This window comes from Bradyrhizobium sp. AUGA SZCCT0105 (assembly GCF_018129565.1).
Lineage (GTDB): Bacteria > Pseudomonadota > Alphaproteobacteria > Rhizobiales > Xanthobacteraceae > Bradyrhizobium.
In genome coordinates this window covers 409,724-429,515 of the sequence record NZ_JAFCMK010000001.1, presented here as the reverse complement: position 1 = coordinate 429,515, position 19,792 = coordinate 409,724, and the positions used below count along the sequence as shown (strand labels likewise).

At 61.3% G+C, this 19,792-nt stretch carries 22 protein-coding genes; 8 read left to right on the top strand and 14 right to left on the bottom strand.

What is annotated here, in order from left to right; genetic code table 11:
• The 4 genes from JQ573_RS01930 to JQ573_RS01915 all read right to left on the bottom strand — a co-directional run bounded on the left by JQ573_RS01930 (window position 1) and on the right by JQ573_RS01915 (window position 3,683).
• Window positions 1-864 carry a branched-chain amino acid ABC transporter permease gene (locus JQ573_RS01930; RefSeq protein WP_050406473.1) on the bottom strand — a complete coding sequence of 288 codons (864 nt, stop codon included), beginning with the start codon at window positions 862-864 and terminating at the stop codon, window positions 1-3.
• Between the two features lie 64 nt (window positions 865-928).
• Complete coding sequence (locus JQ573_RS01925; protein ID WP_212317808.1) at window positions 929-2,149, bottom strand: ABC transporter substrate-binding protein; 1,221 nt, start codon at window positions 2,147-2,149, stop codon at window positions 929-931.
• 42 nt (window positions 2,150-2,191) lie between these two features.
• A complete protein-coding gene (locus tag JQ573_RS01920) occupies window positions 2,192-2,935 on the bottom strand; it encodes an ABC transporter ATP-binding protein (RefSeq protein ID WP_212317810.1) in 744 nt (247 codons plus the stop codon).
• A complete protein-coding gene (locus JQ573_RS01915; protein WP_173637121.1) occupies window positions 2,928-3,683 on the bottom strand; it encodes an ABC transporter ATP-binding protein in 756 nt (251 codons plus the stop codon). Before JQ573_RS01915 ends, JQ573_RS01920 begins: the two co-directional genes overlap by 8 nt.
• 483 nt (window positions 3,684-4,166) lie before the next feature.
• Between JQ573_RS01915 and JQ573_RS01910 the strand changes: the two genes are divergently transcribed.
• On the top strand, window positions 4,167-4,784 hold the full coding sequence (locus JQ573_RS01910; protein ID WP_212317812.1) for a hypothetical protein: 618 nt from the start codon (window positions 4,167-4,169) through the stop codon (window positions 4,782-4,784).
• Between the two features lie 198 nt (window positions 4,785-4,982).
• Here JQ573_RS01910 and JQ573_RS01905 read toward each other — a convergent pair whose 3' ends face one another.
• The 5 genes from JQ573_RS01905 to JQ573_RS01885 all read right to left on the bottom strand — a co-directional run bounded on the left by JQ573_RS01905 (window position 4,983) and on the right by JQ573_RS01885 (window position 8,717).
• Window positions 4,983-5,582 carry a hypothetical protein gene (locus tag JQ573_RS01905; protein WP_212317814.1) on the bottom strand — a complete coding sequence of 200 codons (600 nt, stop codon included), beginning with the start codon at window positions 5,580-5,582 and terminating at the stop codon, window positions 4,983-4,985.
• Between the two features lie 295 nt (window positions 5,583-5,877).
• Entirely contained in the window at window positions 5,878-6,084 is a 207-nt protein-coding gene (locus tag JQ573_RS01900) for a hypothetical protein (RefSeq protein WP_212317816.1), read from the bottom strand.
• A 347-nt stretch (window positions 6,085-6,431) separates the two neighbouring features.
• Window positions 6,432-6,800, bottom strand: a complete 369-nt coding sequence (locus JQ573_RS01895) for an ArsC family reductase (RefSeq protein ID WP_212317818.1) — start codon at window positions 6,798-6,800, stop codon at window positions 6,432-6,434.
• 281 nt (window positions 6,801-7,081) lie between these two features.
• A complete protein-coding gene (locus JQ573_RS01890; protein WP_212317820.1) occupies window positions 7,082-7,591 on the bottom strand; it encodes a cytochrome P460 family protein in 510 nt (169 codons plus the stop codon).
• 79 nt (window positions 7,592-7,670) lie between these two features.
• The gene (locus tag JQ573_RS01885; protein ID WP_212317822.1) at window positions 7,671-8,717 is read right to left on the bottom strand and encodes an alpha/beta fold hydrolase; all 1,047 of its coding nucleotides are present in this window, start codon (window positions 8,715-8,717) and stop codon (window positions 7,671-7,673) included.
• Window positions 8,718-8,880: 163 nt separating this feature from the next.
• On the opposite strand from JQ573_RS01885, the gene JQ573_RS01880 reads away from it, so the two are divergent.
• The 4 genes from JQ573_RS01880 (at window position 8,881) to JQ573_RS01865 (ending at window position 13,533) form a co-directional block, all read left to right on the top strand.
• Complete coding sequence (locus JQ573_RS01880) at window positions 8,881-10,434, top strand: winged helix-turn-helix domain-containing protein (RefSeq protein WP_212317824.1); 1,554 nt, start codon at window positions 8,881-8,883, stop codon at window positions 10,432-10,434.
• A 276-nt stretch (window positions 10,435-10,710) separates the two neighbouring features.
• Complete coding sequence (locus tag JQ573_RS01875; protein WP_212317826.1) at window positions 10,711-11,529, top strand: hypothetical protein; 819 nt, start codon at window positions 10,711-10,713, stop codon at window positions 11,527-11,529.
• Window positions 11,530-11,782: 253 nt separating this feature from the next.
• Entirely contained in the window at window positions 11,783-12,760 is a 978-nt protein-coding gene (locus JQ573_RS01870) for a DUF4062 domain-containing protein (protein WP_212317828.1), read from the top strand.
• 260 nt (window positions 12,761-13,020) lie between these two features.
• Window positions 13,021-13,533 (top strand): hypothetical protein, encoded by a 513-nt coding sequence (locus JQ573_RS01865; RefSeq protein WP_212317830.1) that lies wholly within the window; start codon window positions 13,021-13,023, stop codon window positions 13,531-13,533.
• 120 nt (window positions 13,534-13,653) lie between these two features.
• Here JQ573_RS01865 and JQ573_RS01860 read toward each other — a convergent pair whose 3' ends face one another.
• The 3 genes from JQ573_RS01860 to JQ573_RS01850 form a co-directional block, all read right to left on the bottom strand.
• Window positions 13,654-13,953 (bottom strand): hypothetical protein, encoded by a 300-nt coding sequence (locus JQ573_RS01860; RefSeq protein WP_212317832.1) that lies wholly within the window; start codon window positions 13,951-13,953, stop codon window positions 13,654-13,656.
• Between the two features lie 374 nt (window positions 13,954-14,327).
• Entirely contained in the window at window positions 14,328-14,969 is a 642-nt protein-coding gene (locus JQ573_RS01855; RefSeq protein WP_212317834.1) for a glutathione S-transferase family protein, read from the bottom strand.
• Between the two features lie 412 nt (window positions 14,970-15,381).
• Window positions 15,382-16,710: a dicarboxylate/amino acid:cation symporter gene (locus tag JQ573_RS01850; RefSeq protein ID WP_212317836.1), complete on the bottom strand. Its 1,329-nt coding sequence runs from the start codon at window positions 16,708-16,710 to the stop codon at window positions 15,382-15,384.
• Between the two features lie 141 nt (window positions 16,711-16,851).
• On the opposite strand from JQ573_RS01850, the gene JQ573_RS01845 reads away from it, so the two are divergent.
• Window positions 16,852-17,010, top strand: a complete 159-nt coding sequence (locus tag JQ573_RS01845) for a DUF5993 family protein (RefSeq protein WP_176531827.1) — start codon at window positions 16,852-16,854, stop codon at window positions 17,008-17,010.
• Window positions 17,011-17,018: 8 nt separating this feature from the next.
• On the top strand, window positions 17,019-17,573 hold the full coding sequence (locus tag JQ573_RS01840; RefSeq protein WP_212317838.1) for a disulfide bond formation protein B: 555 nt from the start codon (window positions 17,019-17,021) through the stop codon (window positions 17,571-17,573).
• Here JQ573_RS01840 and JQ573_RS01835 read toward each other — a convergent pair.
• Window positions 17,570-18,274, bottom strand: a complete 705-nt coding sequence (locus tag JQ573_RS01835) for a glutathione S-transferase family protein (RefSeq protein WP_212317840.1) — start codon at window positions 18,272-18,274, stop codon at window positions 17,570-17,572. The two genes, JQ573_RS01840 and JQ573_RS01835, sit on opposite strands and share 4 nt — an antisense overlap.
• A gap of 93 nt (window positions 18,275-18,367) precedes the next feature.
• Here JQ573_RS01835 and JQ573_RS01830 point away from each other — a divergent pair, with 93 nt between their 5' ends.
• Window positions 18,368-19,237 (top strand): SDR family oxidoreductase, encoded by an 870-nt coding sequence (locus JQ573_RS01830; RefSeq protein WP_212317842.1) that lies wholly within the window; start codon window positions 18,368-18,370, stop codon window positions 19,235-19,237.
• A 166-nt stretch (window positions 19,238-19,403) separates the two neighbouring features.
• Here JQ573_RS01830 and JQ573_RS01825 read toward each other — a convergent pair whose 3' ends face one another.
• Window positions 19,404-19,754, bottom strand: coding sequence for a Lin0512 family protein (locus tag JQ573_RS01825; protein WP_212317844.1), 351 nt, complete (start codon window positions 19,752-19,754; stop codon window positions 19,404-19,406).
• Window positions 19,755-19,792: the final 38 nt, after the last annotated feature.

The window sequence follows — 19,792 nt, the reverse complement described above, 5'->3', positions numbered from 1 at the left end:
TCAGGCCGCCCGTCCCGTCAGTCCCGTTGGCTTCACCAGCAACACCACCACCATCAGGACAAACACCACGGTGTTGGAGGCCTCGGGATAAAAATACTTGGTCAGTCCCTCGATCACGCCGAGCGCGAAGCCGGTGATGATCGAGCCCATGATCGAGCCCATGCCGCCGATCACGACCACCGCGAACACCACGATGATGAGATCGGCGCCCATCAGCGGGCGGACCTGGTTGATCGGCGCCGACAGCACGCCGGCGAGCGCGGCGAGACCGACGCCGAGCCCGTAGGTCAGCGTGATCATGCGCGGCACGTTGATGCCGAAGGCCCGCACCAGCGTCGGGTTCTCGGTGGCGGCGCGCAGATAGGCGCCGAGCTGCGTCTTCTCGATCAGGAACCAGGTGGCAAGGCACACCACCAGCGAGAAGATCACGACCCAGCCGCGATAGATCGGCAGGAACATGAAGCCGAGATTGACGCCGCCCTTGAGCTGATCCGGGATCGAGTAAGGCAGGCCCGAGGAGCCGAAATAGTTCTGGAACACGCCCTGCACGATCAGCGCGATGCCGAACGTCAGCAGCAGTCCATAGAGATGGTCGAGCCCGGCCAGCCATTGCAGCATGGTCCGCTCGAGGATCATGCCGAAGATGCCGACGATGACAGGTGCGATGAGCAGCGCCCACCAGTAGTTGATGCCGCCCAGATTGAGCAGGAAATACGCCACGAAGGCGCCCATCATGTAGAGTGCGCCGTGCGCGAAATTGATGATGTTGAGCATGCCGAAGATGACGGCGAGCCCCAGACTGAGCAGCGCGTAGAACGAGCCGTTGATCAGTCCCACCAGAAGCTGTGCGTAGAGAGCCTGCATCGAATGAGCTTTCGCTGGATAGATGAAGCCCGCCGGCCGCGCCCACGGCCGGCGGGCATGATCGTCACTTCTTCAGGAGCGCACAGGTGCTCTTGTCGAGCGGCGTGAAGGCCTGGTTGCCCGGCACGGTGCCGACCAGCTTGTAGAAGTCCCACGGACCCTTGGACTCCGAGGGCTTCTTCACTTCGAACAGATAGGCGTCGTGGGTGACGCGGCCGTTGGCCTCGACCTCGCCCTTGCCGAACAGCGGATCGTCGGTCGGGATCGTCTTCATCTTCGCGACCACCTTGGCGCCGTCATGCGGATTGCCGCCGAGCGCTTCGAGTGCCTTGAAGTAATGCGTGAGGCCCGCATACACGCCGGCCTGCACCATGGTCGGAGGAGCGCCGCTCTTCATCTTCTCCGAGAAGCGCTTCGAGAACGCGCGGGTCTTGTCGTTGAGGTCCCAGTAGAACGTTTCGGTGAAGTTGAGGCCCTGCGCGGTCTCCAGCCCGATCGCCTTGACGTCCGTGAGGAACAGCAGCAGCGCCGCGAGCTTCTGGCCGCCCTTGACGATGCCGAACTCGGCAGCCTGCTTGATCGAGTTGGTGGTGTCGCCGCCGGCATTGGCGAGACCGATGATCTTGGCCTTGGAAGCCTGCGCCTGCAGCAGGAACGAGGAGAAGTCAGCGGTGTTGAGCGGGTGCTTGACGCCGCCGACCACCTTGCCGCCATTGGCGGTGATGACGGCGGTGGTGTCGCGCTCCAGCGCCGCGCCGAACGCGTAGTCGGCGGTCAGGAAGAACCAGGTGTCCCCGCCCGCCTTCACCAGCGCCTGGCCGGTGGCGTGCGCCAGCATGTAGGTGTCGTAGGTCCAGTGCACCGTGTTCGGCGTGCACTGCGCGTTGGTGAGATCGGAAGTCGCCGCGCCCGAATTGATGTAGACGCCGTTCTTCTCCTTCACGACGTTATTGACCGCGAGCGCGACGCCGGAATTCGGCACGTCGACGATGGTGTCGACCTTGTCGACGTCGAACCACTGGCGGGCAATGGTGGTGCCGATATCGGGCTTGTTCTGGTGATCGCCGGAGATCAGGTCGATGGTCCAGCCCTTGGCCTTGAGGCCGGAGTCCTCGATCGCCATTTGCGCCGCCAGCGTCGAGCCGGGGCCGGCAAGGTCGGCATAGAGGCCGGACTGATCCGACAACACGCCGACCTTCACTGTCTTGTCGTCGGCGGCGGCGACGCCTGCGACGGAGAGCACCATCGCGGTGCCAAGCAGAAGCGCTGAAATCGTATTCCTCATGGCGTATTCCCTCAGTTCTTAAATTTTCTGGCTCCGGCGACTTCAAACGCCGAGATAGGTATGCAGCTTGTCCATGTTGGCCGACAGCTCCGAATTGGCGAAGCCGTCGATCACCTTGCCGTGCTCGACGATGTAGTAGCGGTCGGCAACGGTCGAGGCGAAGCGGAAATTCTGTTCGACCAACAGGATGGTGAATCCCTGCGACTTCAGGCGCGCAATGGTGTGCCCGATCTGCTGAATGATGACCGGCGCCAACCCTTCGGTCGGCTCGTCCAGCATCAGGAAGCGCGCGCCGGTGCGCAGGATGCGCGCAATCGCCAGCATCTGCTGCTCGCCGCCCGAGAGCTTGGTGCCCTGGCTGTTGAGCCGCTCCTTCAGGTTGGGAAACAGCGTGAAGATCTGGTCGAGCGGCAGGCCGCCCGGGCGCACCACCGGCGGCAGCAGCAAATTCTCGCGCACGTCGAGGCTGGCGAAGATGCCGCGCTCTTCGGGACAGAATGCGATGCCGAGCCGCGCGATGCGGTCGGAGGTGGTGCGGATGATCTCCTTGTTGTCGAAACGGATCGAGCCCGTGCGCTTGCCGATCACGCCCATCACCGACTTCAGCGTCGTGGTCTTGCCGGCGCCGTTGCGGCCGAGCAGCGTCACCACCTCGCCCGCCCTCACGTTGAAATTGATCCCGTGAAGAATGTGGGATTCGCCGTACCAGGCCTGCAGATCGCTGACCGTCAGCACCTCGGCGCCGGCCGCAGCCACGGGCCTCTCCGCCAGTTTCGCCTCAGCCATGACCCGCTCCCAGATAGGCTTCCTTCACGCGCTCGTCCTTGGAGAGGTCGGCGTAGTTGCCCTCCGCCAGCACCTGCCCGCGCGTCAGCACGGTGATGATGTCAGAGAGATTGGCCACCACCGAGAGGTTATGTTCGACCATCAGGATGGTGTATTTGGCGGAGATCCGCTTGATCAGCGCCGCGATCTTGTCGATGTCCTCGTGGCCCATGCCGGCCATCGGCTCGTCGAGCAGCATCATCTCGGGGTCGAGCGCAAGCGTCGTTGCAATTTCGAGTGCGCGCTTGCGGCCGTAGGGCATCTCGACCGCCGGCGTGTTGGCGAATTCGCTCAAGCCGACGTCGTTCAGCAGTTCATGGGCGCGCGGATTAAAGCGGTCGAGCACGGTTTTCGAGCGCCAGAAATCGAATGACGACCCGTGCTGGCGCTGCAGCGCCACCCGGACGTTTTCCAGCGCCGTCATGTGCGGAAATACCGCCGAGATCTGGAACGAGCGCACCAGCCCGAGGCGCGCCACGTCGGCCGGCGGCATCGCGGTGATGTCCTGGCCCTTGTAGCGAATCTGCCCGCCCGTCGGCTTCAGGAATTTGGTCAGCAGATTGAAACAGGTCGTCTTGCCGGCGCCGTTCGGCCCGATCAACGCATGGATACTGCCGCGACGCACCTTCAGCGCAACGTCGCGAACGGCAAAGAAACCCGCGAATTCCTTGGTCAATCCGCTGGTTTCGAGAATGAACTCATCGGCCAAATAGATTCCCCCATACGCCATCGCCGCGAAGCCCGTCGCCCGCGTGGCCAGCCTTTTTCGTGTTCGACAGGTTGTCCGTACGTCTTGGAAACCGTCCGGGGGCCTGTCGCCTCCGGGCCGGAATATGCCGTCATCTGCGGCGGTTACGCAAGGTGGAAAGCTGTGCAGTGCAGTATTGGCTCGACCAGTTCCGGTTGATCCTTAGTCGAATGGCCTTCGAGCGCGCTTTGCGCCTCGGAAAGCCGCCGTTAAGGGTGTTTTGCTCCGGTCTTTCCTTTTCATAGAATATTTCCGCCTCTCGCCGAAGCTCCCGCCATTGTATTAAGGGCGGTTAGAGCCTTGCATTTCGAGAGCGCCAATTCCTCGGTCATCAAGTCGATCCGGCAACGTGATTTCCTGAACACGCGGCTGCGACTTTATGCCCGTGGCCAGACCGTCGACACGGCAGCACATCCGCCGCAGCCACTTGAATTCGGTTAGCCCATGCCATTCAGGAGTGCCGATCCATCGGTGGTCAAATCGATCACGCAGCGGGTGCTGCTGAACGCCTGGCTGCGCGCGCTGCGCATGCCGGACGCCCTTCCCTTGCTGTGCGATTTCCACACCGACGGCACCGCCGACGAGCGGGCCGACATGATGGGCTTTGACGTGGTCGGCAGCGGTGACGCCGCACGCTTCCTGATCACGCAGGAAGGCGCGCGGCTGACGACGGCCTATGGCAACGAGCACGTCGAGCCGCGGCTGCGCACCAACCGCTATCTCGATGACGCGATCGGCCCGGAGCGCTATGCCGGCGTGATCCTGTCCTATCGTGCCTGCCTGGCGCGCAAGCGTCCGACCTACACGGTTGCGGAGCTCACCGACGCCGACGGCAAGGACGTCTCCTATGAACGGCTGCTGCTGCCGTTCGGACGCGGCGATACCGTCGAGCACATCATCGGCTCGTACAAGGCAATCAGCATCGAGGGCGGCTTTCGGCTGCACAATCTGATGGGCGTGAAGGCGAAGGCCGTGCCGATCGTCACGGTGCGGGCGGTGATCGACCGCAGGTTCGTGCCGGCGGAGCGTCCGGCCAGCCAGGATTCGGTCGAGTTGATCTAGAGCGTGTCATAAATCCGGCACGCACGTGCGCGGGATGCGATGTCCGAGTTGCCCTCAAAAGCAGACATCGACGATGCCTAAGTGAATGTCGGCAAAGGGCCCAATTTCGGAAGTCCGCCAGATGTTCTTGATGCTCGTCCGAGCAAAAAAAGGAAAGACCGCCACGAGGCGGTCTATCCGAATCCAACCGATGCTCGATCAAGCAGCTCGCTTGAATGCTTCCCGCGCAGCTTCATTAGCGCGATCAAAGGCAGCTCGCGTTTCGGTCAAAGCCGCCATGAGCACGGACCATGACTGGCTCCCTGCCTGGTTCAACTTCTCGAGTTTTTTCTCTGCCTCGGTCGCATCGGCGATCATACGCTTAATGGCGGCGTCGACATCGCCCCGACGCTCAGAAGCGAACTTCTTGGCATCGCCGCCAAGCTTGTCGGCTGCTTCACGCCACGCTTTCAATTGGGCATCGGCTTGAAGCTTGAACGTCGCTTGCTGGTGCTCGATCTGCTTGCCGAAGCTATCGACATATTTCTTGACCTCGACCTCGAACACGCGCCAGTCACCATCTAGCTTTGCTTTTGCCTGAGTCCAGGCCGACTCGTTAGCTTCCGACTGCTTCTTCATGGTGTCGCGGAAGTCATCACGCTGCTTGCGCAGGTCAGCAAGAACCTTCTTGGCCTTGTCGCGGACATCGGCCTGCACCTCTGCAGCCCTGCCCTCAAGCGACGTCATCGTTGCGTCCATTTCGTCGAGACGCTCCTTGGCCCAAATTGTAAAGAAGTGAATATTGCTTTGCGTAACCATTCGCGCATCTCCCTGAATGTCGACAGGTACCCCACATTTACATTTAACGCGCCGCGTCGAGCCTATTTTTGATCTGAGTCAATCTCAAACCTACGAGCAGTTCGCGATCTGACCGGAATTCAGCCAACAGGTTGCGAGTTATGAAATGGTCAAACTCGGAAGCCGGAACGCACAACCGCGAGGTCCGCTTCACCGCCGACACCGGACTTTCGATAGCCAACGCGGCACTTCCGAAAAGGGTCCAGAAGCAGTCATTGAGTGGACTTAGTGTAAGGGTTGCGCGGCATGACGCGCTTCAAAAGGGTGAATGACCTAACTGAATAGATCGTCCGATCACCAACGCGGCAAAGGCCGTGAACAACAACAATCCGTAGATCACGAACCTTTTAATCTGACCGGGGGCGGCAAAGACCTTGCGGTGATCAGCCATCAACGCCATCCCCGTCCACGGTCTTCTGATAAAGGTTGAAAGCGGCAACCCGGCCGCGGGTACGAATTTCACCTGAGCTATCGTCGCACCGCACATCGCGCAAGCAGTTATCGCATACAAGAAGATAACGACTGCGTCGATAAGGTAAGGCATATGGCCGTCAGCCCTGCGCGAGTATCGACGCTTAGCGGTAGGTTGTATCAAGCCGTTTCATCAACCACTATAGATCGGCGTGCTAAAGGATGAATGAGGCGATTGCGGTTTCTGCATTGGGTCATTTCGATGGATTGGTCGGGGATAGTCAGCAGGTTGATGTCCGCTCCTGTCCGTAAGCCTCGAACCGGGAGCCGAGCAGAATTGTCCCGTCTGGCCGGGCTCCCGTGATTCAAATTCCCCAACCAGGGTTCGCGCGGAACGCGTCAGCCTTTCTTGCGCGCCTTTGCCGGCACTTCCTTGGCGTAAATGTCCGGCTTGAAGCCGACGACGCGCTTCGGCCCGAGATCGAGCACCGGACGCTTGATCATCGACGGCTGCTCGGCCATCAGTGCCAGCGCCTTGCGCTCGTTCAGCCCTTCCTTGTCGGCATCGGGCAGCTTCTTGAAGGTCGTGCCGGCGCGATTGAGCAGCGTCTCCCAGCCGACCTCGTCGCTCCACTGCTTGAGCTTGTCCTTGGCGATCCCGGCGGTCTTGTAGTCGTGGAAGTCGTAGCCGACGCCGTGATCGTCGAGCCAGGCGCGCGCCTTCTTCATGGTGTCGCAGTTCTTGATGCCATAGATGGTGATGGTCAAAGCCGTTCCCCGCATGCGATTGCTGCGGGAAACTAGCCTCACCGCAACGGCAGCGCCAGATCAGAACGCGCCGCGAGGACGTGAAGACAGCGTAGTGCCCATACTCGGTGTCGTCCCCCGGCTCGACCGGGGGACCCAGTACGCCGCGGCATCTCCGTATCTCACAGCCGCCTCTGGAATACTGGATCGCCCGGTCCATGTGCGCAATTGCGCACAGGCCGGGCGCGATAACAGCGGGTTATGACGAGAAGAAGCGGTCTCCACACCGATATTGGTGGCACTCAATGCGCGTAGTGCGTGAAGACGAAATCGTGATCGCTGGCGTGGGCCTCGTGGCAGGCGAAACAGGTCTCGTGCTGGGCGGCATCGACCGGCTTGCCGTCGATGAAGCGGCCAAAGCCCCAGCCGCCGGTCGAGGCATATTTGGCGGAGTCCTTGACCATGACCTGGACGGTTGTCGCCGGTCCCGTGATGAACGCACCGTTGAGGCCCGCAACCGGCTTGCGCTTCCAGGCGAGCTTCACCAGCACGGTGCCGTCGGGAAATCGCGCGGCGCCGTCCTGATAGGCCTTCACGGCTGTCGCATTGCCGAGCACGCTGCGCAGTTCGTCGAGCCCGGTCTCCTCACCGACCGCGATCAGCTTCCAGTCGCGATAGCCTGCGGGAATTTTCACGCCGAAGATCGGCGATGCCAGCGCCGCATCATCGGCGTGCCCGACGGCAAACGGCAATGACGCACTGATGCAGGCTGCCGCGATCGCGGCAGCTGCCCATTTCACAACCTGTCTCATGATCAATTGTCCGCGCTCTCGATTCTTGTTTGACGCGTTTTCTTCACGCGAACCGGTATCCACTTCGCTCGAAAACGCTCTAGACCTTGCTGATATCGATGATGGCCTGGGTGAACGCCTGCGGCGCTTCCTGCGGCAGATTGTGGCCGATACCGCCGGCCAGAGTCCGATGCTCGTAATGCCCGGAGAACTTCTTGGCATAGGCCGCAGGCTCCGGGTGCGGCGCGCCGTTGGCATCGCCCTCCATCGTGATGGTCGGGATCGCGATCACGGGCGCCTGGGCCAGCGTCTTCTCGAAGGCATCGTACTTCGCCTCGCCTTCGGCGAGACCAAGCCGCCAGCGGTAGTTGTGGATCACGATATCGACGTGATCGGGATTCTCGAACGCGGCCGCGCTGCGGTCATAGGTGGCGTCGTCGAACTTCCATTGCGGCGAGGCGAGCTGCCAGATCAGCTTTGCAAAATCGTGCCGGTTCTTGGCATAGCCCTCGCGGCCGCGCTCGGTGGCGAAATAGAACTGGTACCACCATTGCAACTCGGCCTTCGGCGACAGCGGCACCTTGCCGGCCGCCTGGCTGCCGATCAGATAGCCGCTGACCGACACCATGGCCTTGCAGCGCTCGGGCCAGAGCACCGCCATGATGTTGGCGGTGCGCGCGCCCCAATCATAGCCGCCGAGCACGGCCTTCTCGATCTTCAACGCGTCCATCAGCGCAACGATGTCGGCGGCAACTGCGACGGGCTGGCCGCTGCGCATCGTATCGCTGGAGAGGAAGCGCGTCGTGCCGTAGCCGCGCAGATGCGGCACGATCACGCGATAGCCAGCCTCGGCCAGCGCCGGCGCGACGTCGGCATAGCTGTGGATATCGTACGGCCAGCCGTGCAGCAGGATGACTGCGGGACCGGTGGCCGGCCCCATCTCGACATAGCCGGTATCGAGCACGCCGGCATTGATCTGCTTGACCGGACCGATCGAGGTGTGGCTACCGGCCTTGACCGCCGGCAGCGCCGCCTTGGTCTGAGCTTGGGCTTGGGCCGATCCGATGAAGCCGAGCCTGGAAACGGCGAGGACCCCGCCGGCGATGCCAAGGAAGCGGCGGCGTTGCTGATTGATGGATTGGGACATGGCGATCTCCTGCGTCTGGTGTCGGCATGGACTATTGCAGAGGCCGACCGCGTCCGCTTTCAGAGGACGTGGATTTGTCCTTCAGAGCGTCGTGATTTTGGCCCCACGCCGCCTGTGCTAGGTTCCGCCCCGAATTCAGCCGCCGGCCGCCGGACTCTTCGATTTGACCTACCATTTCAACGACTTGACCCTCGACTCCGAGCGCCGGGAGCTGCGCCGCGGCGATGCCCTGGTGGCCGTCGAGCCGCAGGTCTTCGATCTGCTCGAGTTCCTGATCCGCGCCCGCGACCGCGTCGTCAGCCGCGACGAGGTGCTGGCAGCGGTCTGGCACGGGCGGATCGTCTCGGAGGCGACGCTCTCCAGCCGGGTCAATGCGGCGCGGACCGCGATCGGCGACAATGGCGAGGAGCAGCGGCTGATCCGCACCCTGCCCCGCAAGGGCCTCCGCTTTGTCGGCGATGTCAGGGAGCACAGCGCGGTCGATCATCCGGTTGCGGACAAGGCCGCCCCGCCGCGGCCGAGCGAGGGTCCGTCGATCGCGGTCTTGCCCTTCACCAATATGAGCGGCGACCCCGAGCAGGATTATTTCGCCGACGGGATCGCCGAGGACATCACCACCGCGCTGGCGCGCTGCAGCCGCCTCACCGTGATCGCGCGCAACTCCGCCTTCACCTACAAGGGCAAGGCGGTCGACATCCGCCAGGTCGGGCGCGACCTCGGCGTCGGCTATGTGCTCGAAGGCAGCGTCCGCCGCGGCGGCGACCGCCTGCGCATCACCGGACAGTTGATCGACGCCGTCTCCGGCGCGCATCTGTGGGCCGACCGCTTCGACGGCGCGGCGACCGACGTGTTCGACCTGCAGGACCGCATCACCGAGAACGTGGTCGGCGCGATCGAGCCGACCTTGCTGGTCGCCGAAGCCGAGCGCGTGCGGACTGCGCCGCCGGACAGGCTTGACGCCTACGACCTGCTGCTGCGCGCCTACAGCCTGCGCTACCAGTTCACGCCGGAGAGCATGGAAGCCGCGCTCGATTGCCTCGACCAGGCGCTGGCGCTCGATCCGGCTTACGCGCCGGCGCTGGCGGCGTCGGCCTATTGCCATGCGATGCGTCATGTCCAGGGGTGGCTGAAGCCGAACGACGCCTACCGGGAACGCGCGGTCGCACAGGCCTGGCGCGCGGTCGAGCTCGCCCCCGGTGACCCGCAGGTGCTGTGGATGGCGGCGTTCGCGATCTGGAACATGGCCGACGAGATCGAACCCGCGCGCGAATTGTTCGAGCGGTCGCTTGCGATCAACCCGAATTCGGCGATGGCGCTGGTGCTCGGCGGCTGGATCGAGGCGATGCGCGGCAACCAGCAGGCCGGCCGGGCCATGATCGAGCGCGCGCAACGGCTGAACCCGCGCGACCCGCGCGGCTGGTTCGCCTCCGCGGCGCTGGCGATCTGCGCGGTGCTGGATAACAATTTTGCCGAAGCGGTGATGTGGGCCGACAAGGCGCTGGCGCAGAACCGCCGCTTCGCGGTCGCGCTGCGGGTGCTGATCGTGGCGCTGGTCAAGTCCGGCGAGAACGAGCGCGCGACCCAGATCGCGCGCGAACTGCTCAAGGTCGATCCGGAGTTCACGATCTCCGGATTCCTGGCGCGGATTCCCTTCCCGGTGGAAGCGATGTCCGCGACTTATCGTGAAACCCTCAAGGCGGCCGGCGTCCCGGACTGACGCCGCTCTAACGACACGCCATCATTTACCCCTGGTATGCCGCGCGGCTTGCTTGGCAGCATTGGCGTGATGTCTTCTCCCGATGATTGACGGGTTACCTCCCAGGCAAGATCACGAGAAGGCGCTGCGAAGGTACATTGCGACTTTGGCCGCGCTAGTGTCCGGCACAGATTCTAGAGAAACATCGGCGCGCGACGGCCATCTTCGGGCTCATGGTGGGCACCCTGCAGTTCGCGCGGGCCGTGCCCGACGCTTTCGAAGCGCAGCAAATCTTGGATGGCGGCGTTGAGGCCGCATTGCAGTTGGCACGAACTCCTTGAGGTTTCGCTTGGACGCGCCACTATCCCACACCATTTCGAGCGGGTCGCGCCGCTCAATCTTGGGGTCGCCCACCGGATTGTCCTCATAGTCCAAGAGGGTTTCGGTCCAGCCCATGCCGCAAACAATCATGTCGCGGAAGGCGTCGCTTTTCTCGTCCTCAGCGTCGCACTGTTGCCGGAACCACTTCGCTGCCGCCGTCGGCAGTTCGTTGACCTGTACGTCACCCTCGGTGCGCGGCAGATATTGGACTTCCTGCCGATTGCCGACCTCTTGGCCAGCGACGCTATCGACGACGGGCCCGACGCGGTTGAAAATGACGATCGGGCGCTTTGCGTCCGTGAGAATGTTCTTGTCATCCTCGGTGAACTGTTCGCCGGCCTCAAAATCGAAGTCCTCGCGGGCATCACCCCGCCATTTCGTCTGGCCCTTGCTGTTGAAGTCATGCTTGCACCACTTCTGCAGCCTGTCGAAAATCTGATCGGCATCAGCCGGCGCCTCGCGCTCGCCCTCATCGCCCGTACCGTATCCGCCCGCGTCGTTCAGCATCAAAAATCATCCGATTGGATTGATCTTCGGTGCTACCACCCGGCAGGAAATGAATTCCTCTTCGGTAATGGCTCACTTTCGAAAGCGCCAACTCAAAAGGCAGACAAACAGAACCGCAAGAACGAACGCCTCGATAACGGCGAGCTTTCCCTGCGCATCAACAGCCAATCCCCATACACTCAAGGCAAATTTGTCCACGACACAGCTCTCCCTTCAGAAAAAATCTGAAGAGCGAATCGTTCTTGTCAGGGGGCTTAAGTAAGAGACACGGATTCCAAATTGGCGCAACGTACCGGAAAAGCTAGTTCCGGTTTGCGATAGAAAACAATCACTTAGAGCGAACGGGGTTGACGTCCAAATTCGCTGTTTCAATCGCTGTCCATCGCTATGTGCATAAAGCGTTTGAAATCATTGCATTTTCGCGTTTACTTTTGCTGGGTAACACCCATCGCAATTTCTTACCGTCTGAGGACGCAACACATTGGATCGCATTTTCCAGGTTTTTGTAAGCTCGACATTCAATGACCTAGAGGAAGAACGGCGCCTCGTCAGCAAAAGCTTGGCCAAGGCCGGTTACGTTGTCGCAGGGATGGAATTGTTTTCCGCGGCCGATGAGGACCAGCTTGAATATATAAAGCGGGTCATCGACCGTAGCGACTACTACGTGGTTATCACGGCGGGTCGTTATGGCTCGCTGGCTGACGATGGCGTCAGCTTTACTGAAAAAGAGTTCGAATACGCCAAGTCTAAGGGCATCCCTGTCCTCGCCCTCCTCCACAAAAACCCGGGGTCGCTTCCTTTCGAAAAAAGTGAGCAGACCGAAATTGGACGATCAAATCTTGAACGCTTCAACGGGAAACTCAAGAAGGACCGGATGGCCGACTTCTGGAGCAACAAAGACGAACTTTCCGCCAAAGCAGTCATCGCGGTGGGAAACGAATCCAATTTGAGACCCGGTTTGGGTTGGGTACGTGGCGACAACGCGATCGACCCAAAGGTCTTGCAGGAAGCTGAAAAGCTCCGAATCGAGAATGCAGAATTAAAGGCGACGATAGCGAACTATCGGGGCTCTCTGGCAGTCGAGTTCGATCCAACGATTTCCGGGCCAGATGCCGACATTGCTCTCTTATTCAATGAGAACGTCGCTTTCAGGGACAAATCAGCAACTAAGTACGAGTATCATGTAACTATCTCCTTCAAGGATCTCTTCGTCGTTCTGTACGACGACATTGTTCGAGAGGAACCAGAAGTAAATTTTGACCACATTATTGCGCGGGCGTACCGTCGCAATCCTGATGGTCTTGATAAGGCGGACCATCGTGGGGCGAGCTACACGACGTATTGCAGTCGCCACAGTGTCCTGACAGTTCGGAGGCAACTTGAGGCGCTTGGTCTTATCGAAGTGAGAGCCAGACCCGAACCGATTCGAACACAGGAGGAAGAATTGGCTTCCTCCTAAACGATCGGACGTCCAGCACTTTAATTTGGTGCGTTACTGAGAAAGGACGGAGATACTTCGCTTCTCAATCGGCACTCAAGCCGAAACCGTGACTAATTGGAGCCGTCACACACTCTGCCAAGATTCGCCCGAGGAGCGACCTTGGTCGCGGTAACGGTCGCGAGGCGGTGGAGTGCCGGCCGGCTGGTCTCAGGTTGTACGATCCCAATGATTGTACTATTGTTCCTTATATTTCATAGGTTGTTTGATGAGGATGGACAGTGCGCACCATTCATCAATGGATTTTCAGCCGTTCGCGCCGAGAAGTGCTCGGCTTTCTAGGTACCGGAGTTGCGGCCATCGTCGCGGCCTTGTGGGCCGCCTACTTGCACTTTAGTCCAACGCACGCTGAAGACAATAAAGCCACGCCTCCTACGTCGGTCAACCAGACCGTCAACAACAACCCCGCTGTGAATGTCCAGGCCAACCCGAACATCAACGTTTCACCTTCACAGAGCAATCAGAACACGGTGACGAACCAGAACACCGTGATCATTCCTCCCAAGTCCGAACCAGAGCTAAGAATGGAGGCGATCTATCAGGTCTGCGTGGGGGATCATAACTTCGGGCGATGCCCAAAAGGCAGCATTCTGGTTGAATGCGGAACCGATGTAGAGGCTTGGTCAGCCGCAAAATGCGGAAAGCTTCAAATCCAGCTAAATCTACAGAATACCTACCAGGGAGGGCACTGCGGCCTTGCTGTGTTTACGTTGAAATGCACAGCGAGCAGGTGAAGATCGTCCGTACCGAAGCCGCCCGCGTGCAGGGGCCCGAACTGCGGTAGTCGCTCATAAAGAAAAAGCCGTACACGAACGATCGCATACGGCCGAATAGAATTGCGAGCTGCTCGACGTTTACTTGCTGGTGAAGCAAGTCACCAAATACCAAGTATAGCCACATTTCCCGCCTTCATGACTTCCTTGTCTGTCGGCGTGATAGTCAAAGACCTTCCTTTGGCCATTGCTCGTGTAGGAACACGCGGCGTTTCCGGCGTCGTCCTCTGTCGGGTTGCAGCCTAACATGATGTCTTTTGAGACCGGGCATCCGTTTGCCTGATCCTCGCCGCCACAAACTCGCTTGTTGTAGTCGGCACTTGCGGGCATGGCGAACGATGTCGCCATAGCGATTGCCAAAACCAACGTCCGCTTCTGCATTGTCCCAACTCCCTAAAAAAAGCGCGAATGAAAATTAATGGGCAGTTTGGAGCAATCATCATGCTGAGCCCAAACCGCTAAAGTCAAGTTTAAATTGCACTCATTTTGATGTCTAAATCTTAGGTGGTACCTCGCTTATGCTCGTTTTACGTGCCGCCATACCACGACACAACTATAGTACGATGCACCATTGTGCTGACGATCTGCAAAGCGCTTCTATACGCTTTGCCATGATCCGCCTGAGGTCGATCCTCGAATTCGGTACCGTTCGCGGCGGCGGCGCGCCCATCGGCTGATCGTAGTGAATGCACATAATGCCGAAACCGTCCGCGCAACTTTAAGGTCGGAAAGAACGGAGAGACTCAGTTCGAGCACTACAATCCCGGTGATCTCGCCGCCCATGCCTTGGTGGCCTGGCAGCTTTCCGTCGCTCGGACGTAGGCAGGGCGTGCCGTCGTGCGAGCGAGATAATCCCGCTCGGTTGAACCGGGGACGTAGTTGCCGGTTCGCAGGCCGAGCAGGAGGGCGTAGCTCACCGAGATATCGGCGGCAGTGAATCGGTCGCCGGCGAGATAGGGGCAATCCGCGAGGCGGCGGATAACCAACCGCAGCCGGCTCTCGAAGGTCTCGAGCGCCCAGCAGGTAACCCTGGCATCTCGCTCGGCTTCAGGCGCCAGTTGGCGACCAACAATGACGGCGTTCATCGGCCCGGCGAGCCCGGCCTCGCCCAGGTGGAGAAATTGCAGATAGGAAGCGAAGGCGGGATCGTCCGGGGCGACGGCAAGCGAACCTGAGCCGTGGCTGGCGAGCAGGTACTCAAGAATGGCGATCGATTCGACCATGATCGTCTCGCCGTCCTGCAGTGCGGGAATGAAGCCGGCGGGGTTGATCGCGAGGAAATCGCGATCAATCTCGGCTGCGAGCAGATCGACCGGGCGCAGCCGATAGGCCAATCCCAATTCCTCGAGCAGCCAAACAACACGGAAGCCACGACCTTCGCCATAGACGGTGAGCATAGTTGAGCGTTCCTGGATTGGGCTGGATGAACGAACTCGCAGAGGCAGGCCGCCGCGCAATGGACTATCGATGGCGCAACATGCACGCAAGGCTTGGCGCATACTCGTCATCCTACCGTGCGGCGCTTCCACTTTAAGGGTTCACGACCTGAGCTGCGGCCGCGAACAAGGCGCGTTCCCTCTCCCGCCCGCGACGTGGAAGCGTCAGTTGCAGAAGCCCGCAAATGCCATATGCGACAGCCTTGGGACGAGGAGACACCCGGCAATTTCGGAATATTAGAAGAATATCCCTGAGTTGCCCGACGTGTCAAGTTGCTTGGTCGAACGCCGGCCGCCGCCGGCTACTTTGCATGGGGTTGTTTTCGATATTTTGGCAGCGCCCCCTGCGACGGCCCCATAACTTCATGTTGCTCTAGCCGGAGCCACCCGGCTCCAGCGCTTCGCCGAGTTCGAGCGGATGCGCCATCGTCTGGTGCAGCGCGTCCTTGTCGAGCTCGCCCTCGGAGAGGCTGATCACGACGCAGGCAACGCCGTTGCCGATCAGGTTGGTGAGCGCGCGGCACTCGCTCATGAACTTGTCGATGCCGACCAGGATCGCGATCGACTGGATCGGAATGTCGGGCACGATCGACAGCGTCGCGGCGAGCGTGATGAAGCCGGCGCCGGTGACGCCGGAAGCGCCCTTCGAGGTGATCATGGCGATGCCGAGGATGCCGAGCTCCTGCCAGATCGTCAGATGGGTGTTGGTGGCCTGCGCCAGGAACAGCGTTGCCAGCGTCATATAGATGTTGGTGCCGTCGAGATTGAAGCTGTAGCCGGTCGGCACCACGAGGCCGACCACCGAACGCGAGGCGCCGAGATGCTCCATCTTCTGGATCATCTGCGGCAGCACCGTCTCCGACGACGAGGTGCCGAGCACGATCAGGAGCTCGTCCTTGATATAGGCGATGAAGCGAATGATCGAAAAACCCGCCAGCCGCGCGATCGCGCCCAGCACGATCAGCACGAACAGCACGCTGGTGAGATAGAACGTGCCGATCAGCGCCGCCAGATTCACCAGCGAGCCGAGACCGTAGGCGCCGACCGTGAAGGCCATCGCGCCGAACGCGCCGAGCGGCGCGACGCGGACGATCATCCGGATGATGCCGAAGAACATCTTGGACGCCTTGTCGATGGCCTCGGCGATCGGCTCACCGGGCTTGCCCATCAAGGCAATGGCAAACCCCGAGAGGATCGAGATCAGCAGCACCTGCAGCAGGTCGCCGCGCGCAAGCGCGCCGAAGAAGCTGTCGGGAATGATCGCCATCAAATGGGCGACGATGCCCTGCTCCTTCGCCTGCGTCACGTAGGTGGAGACCGATTTCGGATCGATCGTGGAAGGGTCAATGTTGAAGCCGCGTCCGGGCTGCAGCAGCTCGCCGATCAGCAAGCCGACCGCGAGCGCGACCGTCGACACCGCCTCGAAATAGATCAGCGCCTTCAGCCCGACCCGGCCGACGCGCTTGAGGTCGCCCATCGAGGAGATGCCGTGCACCACGGTGCAGAAGATCACCGGCGCAATCATCATCTTGATCAGCGCGATGAAGCCGTCGCCCAGCGGCTTCAACTGCTTGCCGAGGCCGGGATAGAAATGACCGATCAAGACGCCGGCGGCGATCGCGATCAACACCTGGACATAGAGGATCTTGTACCAGGGCTGATGCTTGTGATGGACGGCGGGCTTGATCGCGTCTGTGGTCATGAGGTGCCCCGGGCTGGAATGAACTCAACTGGTGATGCCATCTTGGCGGAGCCGCGCGCAAGCGACAATGGCCATTCGCGCCCGCCGCGCGCGCACACGAATCTGTCATAGACTACGGCCGGCTCGCATCCGGAGGCTGAGATGGAATTCACCGCACTGTTTCTCGCCATCACCATCGCCATGCTGGTGGCCTGGCGTGGCCCGCGTCCGGTCGCGATCGGATTGTTCGCGGTGATCCTGGTCGCTTGCGTCGCGACCTTGCTGCACCACGCCACCGACCGCCTCACTCTGTCGTTCTGAGGCCAGCCATGACCGACACGCAGGCAGTGACCCTCAATGCCCTCGCGCTCTATGGCCTCGCGCTGTTGCTGGCCGCAGCTTTTGCGGCGCAGCTCGTGCTGCACGAACTGCCCTGCCCGCTGTGTTTGTTGCAGCGCATCCTTTTTGCTCTGCTGGCGATCGGACCGATCCTGAATATCCGCTTCGGACCGCGGCCGAGCCATTATGCCTTGTCGCTGCTGACGGCTGTCCTTGGCGCCTCGGTCTCGACCCGGCAGGTCCTGCTGCACATTCTCCCCGGTGACGCCGGCTATGGGTCGGCGCTGCTCGGCTATCACTATTATACGTGGGCGCTGATCGGATTCATCGCGGCGATCGTGCTGCTCGCCGCCATGCTGCTGTTCGACCGCCAGTTCGACCACCGCACGGCGCCGGGCGCCGCGCCCGGCAAAATCGCGCAAGGTGCGGTGTGGCTGGTGGTCGGGCTCACGGCGCTGAACGTGCTTTCAACGTTGCTCGAATGCGGCCTCAGTGCCTGCGCCGACAATCCGATCGTCTATGAGTTGCTGAAGCGGGCTGCTTAAGGCCGCTTCGGAATGTTCAACCCACGTTCCACGGCCGGCCGCTTGAGACCGCGCTCCAGCCAGGCCGCGACATGGGTGAACCGGTCAAACTCGACGAGCTCGCGCGCGCCGTAGAAGCCGATCAGATTGCGCACCCAGCCGAGCATCGAGATGTCGGCGATGCTGTATTCATCGTCCATGAACCATTGCCGCCCGGCGAGATGCGCTTCCATCACACCGAGCAGGCGCGCAGATTCGGCGACATAGCGCTGCAGCGGCCGCTTGTCCTCATAATCTTTGCCGGCGAATTTGTGGAAGAACCCGACCTGGCCGAACATCGGTCCGATGCCGCCCATCTGGAAGTGCACCCACTGGATCGCCTGGTAGCGGCGCGCGGCATCCGCCGGCAACAGCTTGCCGGTCTTCTCGGCGAGATATTGCAGGATCGCGCCCGACTCGAACAGCGGCAGCGGCTTGCCGCCGGGACCGTTGGGATCGAGGATCGCCGGGATCTTGCCGTTCGGGTTCAGCGACAGGAACTCCGGCGTCTTCTGATCATCCTTGTTGAAGTCGACGAGATGGACCTCGTAGGGCAACCCGATCTCCTCGAGCATGATCGAGACCTTCACGCCGTTCGGCGTCGGCAGCGAATAGAGCTGCAGGCGGTCCGGATGCCGGGCGGGCCAGCGTTTTGTAATGGGAAAGGCGGACAGATCGGTCATGTCGACATTCTTTGCAGGTTGTTGCTTTGCACGGTTGTTGTTGGGTGGCTAATGTACGGAGCTCATTGAAAGCCGCAAGGTCTGCAACCGGCCATGAACGATCAACAGACAGACGCAACGCTCGGCCCCTCCGACGACGAACTCGCAGTACATCCGACCGTGTTTGCGGCGGACGCGTTGGCCGGTCAGGTGGTCGTCGTATCCGGCGGTGCCGGTGGCATCGGCCGCGCCATCACCTGGCTGTTCGCCCGCCTCGGCGCACATGTCGTGATCGCGGGACGCAGTGCCGACAAGCTCGATGCGCTGGTCGATCATCTCGGTCGTAGCGGCCTGAAAGCGTCGGCGTATGTTGCCGATATCAGGGATCCCGACGCGGTCAACGCGACGTTCGACGCGCTGTGGACCGCGCATGGCCGTATCGATCACCTCGTCAACAGCGCCGGCGGCCAATTCCCGCAAGCCGCGATCGATTTCTCGATCAAGGGCTGGAACGCGGTCATCAACACCAACCTCAACGGCACCTGGTACATGATGCAGGCCGCCGCGCAGCGCTGGCGCGACTGCAAACATCCCGGCAGCATCGTCAATATCGTCGTGGTCACGACGCACGGCCTCTACGGCATCGCGCACACGATCGCCGCGCGCTCCGGCGTGATCGGCCTGTCGCGCGCGCTCGCGGTCGAATGGGCGCCGCTGAACATCCGCGTCAATTGCATCGCGCCCGGCGCGATCGAGACCGAGGGCTGGAACGTCTACAGCGAGGCGGCGCGCGCCGCCTATCCGCGTTCCAACCCGATGATGCATCCGGGCACGCCCTGGGACATCGCGGAGGCCGCGGTCTATCTCGCCGCGCCCTCCGGCAAGTTCATCACCGGCGAGACGCTGACCGTCGACGGCGGCGGCCAGCATTGGGGCGAGACCTGGACCACCGGCAAGCCCGACTACTTTCGAGGCGGCGATTGACGCCTCCAAATCCGTCGTCCTGGCGAAAGCCAGGACCCATAGCCACCAGCGTCTGTTGGGTGAAGGATCGTCGTCCCAGCGCATACAACAATCGGCGTTTGTGGTTATGGGTCCTGGCTTTCGCCAGGACGACGACGTGAGGGTCCAACCGGCTCAGCGCGGTTGATCAGCCGCTCTTCCCGTCGTCGAAGCTGACGATGACAGCGGCATTCGCGATCAGGATCGGGTCGTTGCCGATATCCGACGGAATCTCGAGCCCGCCCGCGATCGCCTTCACGGTCTTGGTGCCATAGGGCAATTCCCTGGCGACGGCGTCGGTATCGACCGCTTCGGGATTCGGCACCGCGATCGTGACGTCGACGAACATGTCGTTGGCGGTCTTGCCGAGCATGCGGAAGAAGCCGAGGCTGGAATGGCGGATCGCATCCGAAACCGCACGCTTGGCGGCCTTGGTGGCATCGCGGCCGTGGACGTCGACGCCCATGCCCATTTCGGTGATGCAGCGCACGCGTGTCATGAAACTTTCCTGTTGTCGTGGGCGTGAGAGACTTTCAC

Bases quoted from the DNA above. Each gene is read 5' to 3' on its own strand.
- JQ573_RS01930 (WP_050406473.1), bottom strand. From the start codon at position 864: ATGCAGGCTCTCTACGCACAGCTTCTGGTGGGACTGATCAACGGCTCG.
- JQ573_RS01925 (WP_212317808.1), bottom strand. From the start codon at position 2,149: ATGAGGAATACGATTTCAGCGCTTCTGCTTGGCACCGCGATGGTGCTC.
- JQ573_RS01920 (WP_212317810.1), bottom strand. From the start codon at position 2,935: ATGGCTGAGGCGAAACTGGCGGAGAGGCCCGTGGCTGCGGCCGGCGCC.
- JQ573_RS01910 (WP_212317812.1), top strand. From the start codon at position 4,167: ATGCCATTCAGGAGTGCCGATCCATCGGTGGTCAAATCGATCACGCAG.
- JQ573_RS01905 (WP_212317814.1), bottom strand. From the start codon at position 5,582: ATGGTTACGCAAAGCAATATTCACTTCTTTACAATTTGGGCCAAGGAG.
- JQ573_RS01890 (WP_212317820.1), bottom strand. From the start codon at position 7,591: ATGAGACAGGTTGTGAAATGGGCAGCTGCCGCGATCGCGGCAGCCTGC.
- JQ573_RS01885 (WP_212317822.1), bottom strand. From the start codon at position 8,717: ATGTCCCAATCCATCAATCAGCAACGCCGCCGCTTCCTTGGCATCGCC.
- JQ573_RS01875 (WP_212317826.1), top strand. From the start codon at position 10,711: ATGGCGGCGTTGAGGCCGCATTGCAGTTGGCACGAACTCCTTGAGGTT.
- JQ573_RS01860 (WP_212317832.1), bottom strand. From the start codon at position 13,953: ATGCAGAAGCGGACGTTGGTTTTGGCAATCGCTATGGCGACATCGTTC.
- JQ573_RS01855 (WP_212317834.1), bottom strand. From the start codon at position 14,969: ATGCTCACCGTCTATGGCGAAGGTCGTGGCTTCCGTGTTGTTTGGCTG.
- JQ573_RS01850 (WP_212317836.1), bottom strand. From the start codon at position 16,710: ATGACCACAGACGCGATCAAGCCCGCCGTCCATCACAAGCATCAGCCC.
- JQ573_RS01845 (WP_176531827.1), top strand. From the start codon at position 16,852: ATGGAATTCACCGCACTGTTTCTCGCCATCACCATCGCCATGCTGGTG.
- JQ573_RS01840 (WP_212317838.1), top strand. From the start codon at position 17,019: ATGACCGACACGCAGGCAGTGACCCTCAATGCCCTCGCGCTCTATGGC.
- JQ573_RS01835 (WP_212317840.1), bottom strand. From the start codon at position 18,274: ATGACCGATCTGTCCGCCTTTCCCATTACAAAACGCTGGCCCGCCCGG.
- JQ573_RS01830 (WP_212317842.1), top strand. From the start codon at position 18,368: ATGAACGATCAACAGACAGACGCAACGCTCGGCCCCTCCGACGACGAA.
- JQ573_RS01825 (WP_212317844.1), bottom strand. From the start codon at position 19,754: ATGACACGCGTGCGCTGCATCACCGAAATGGGCATGGGCGTCGACGTC.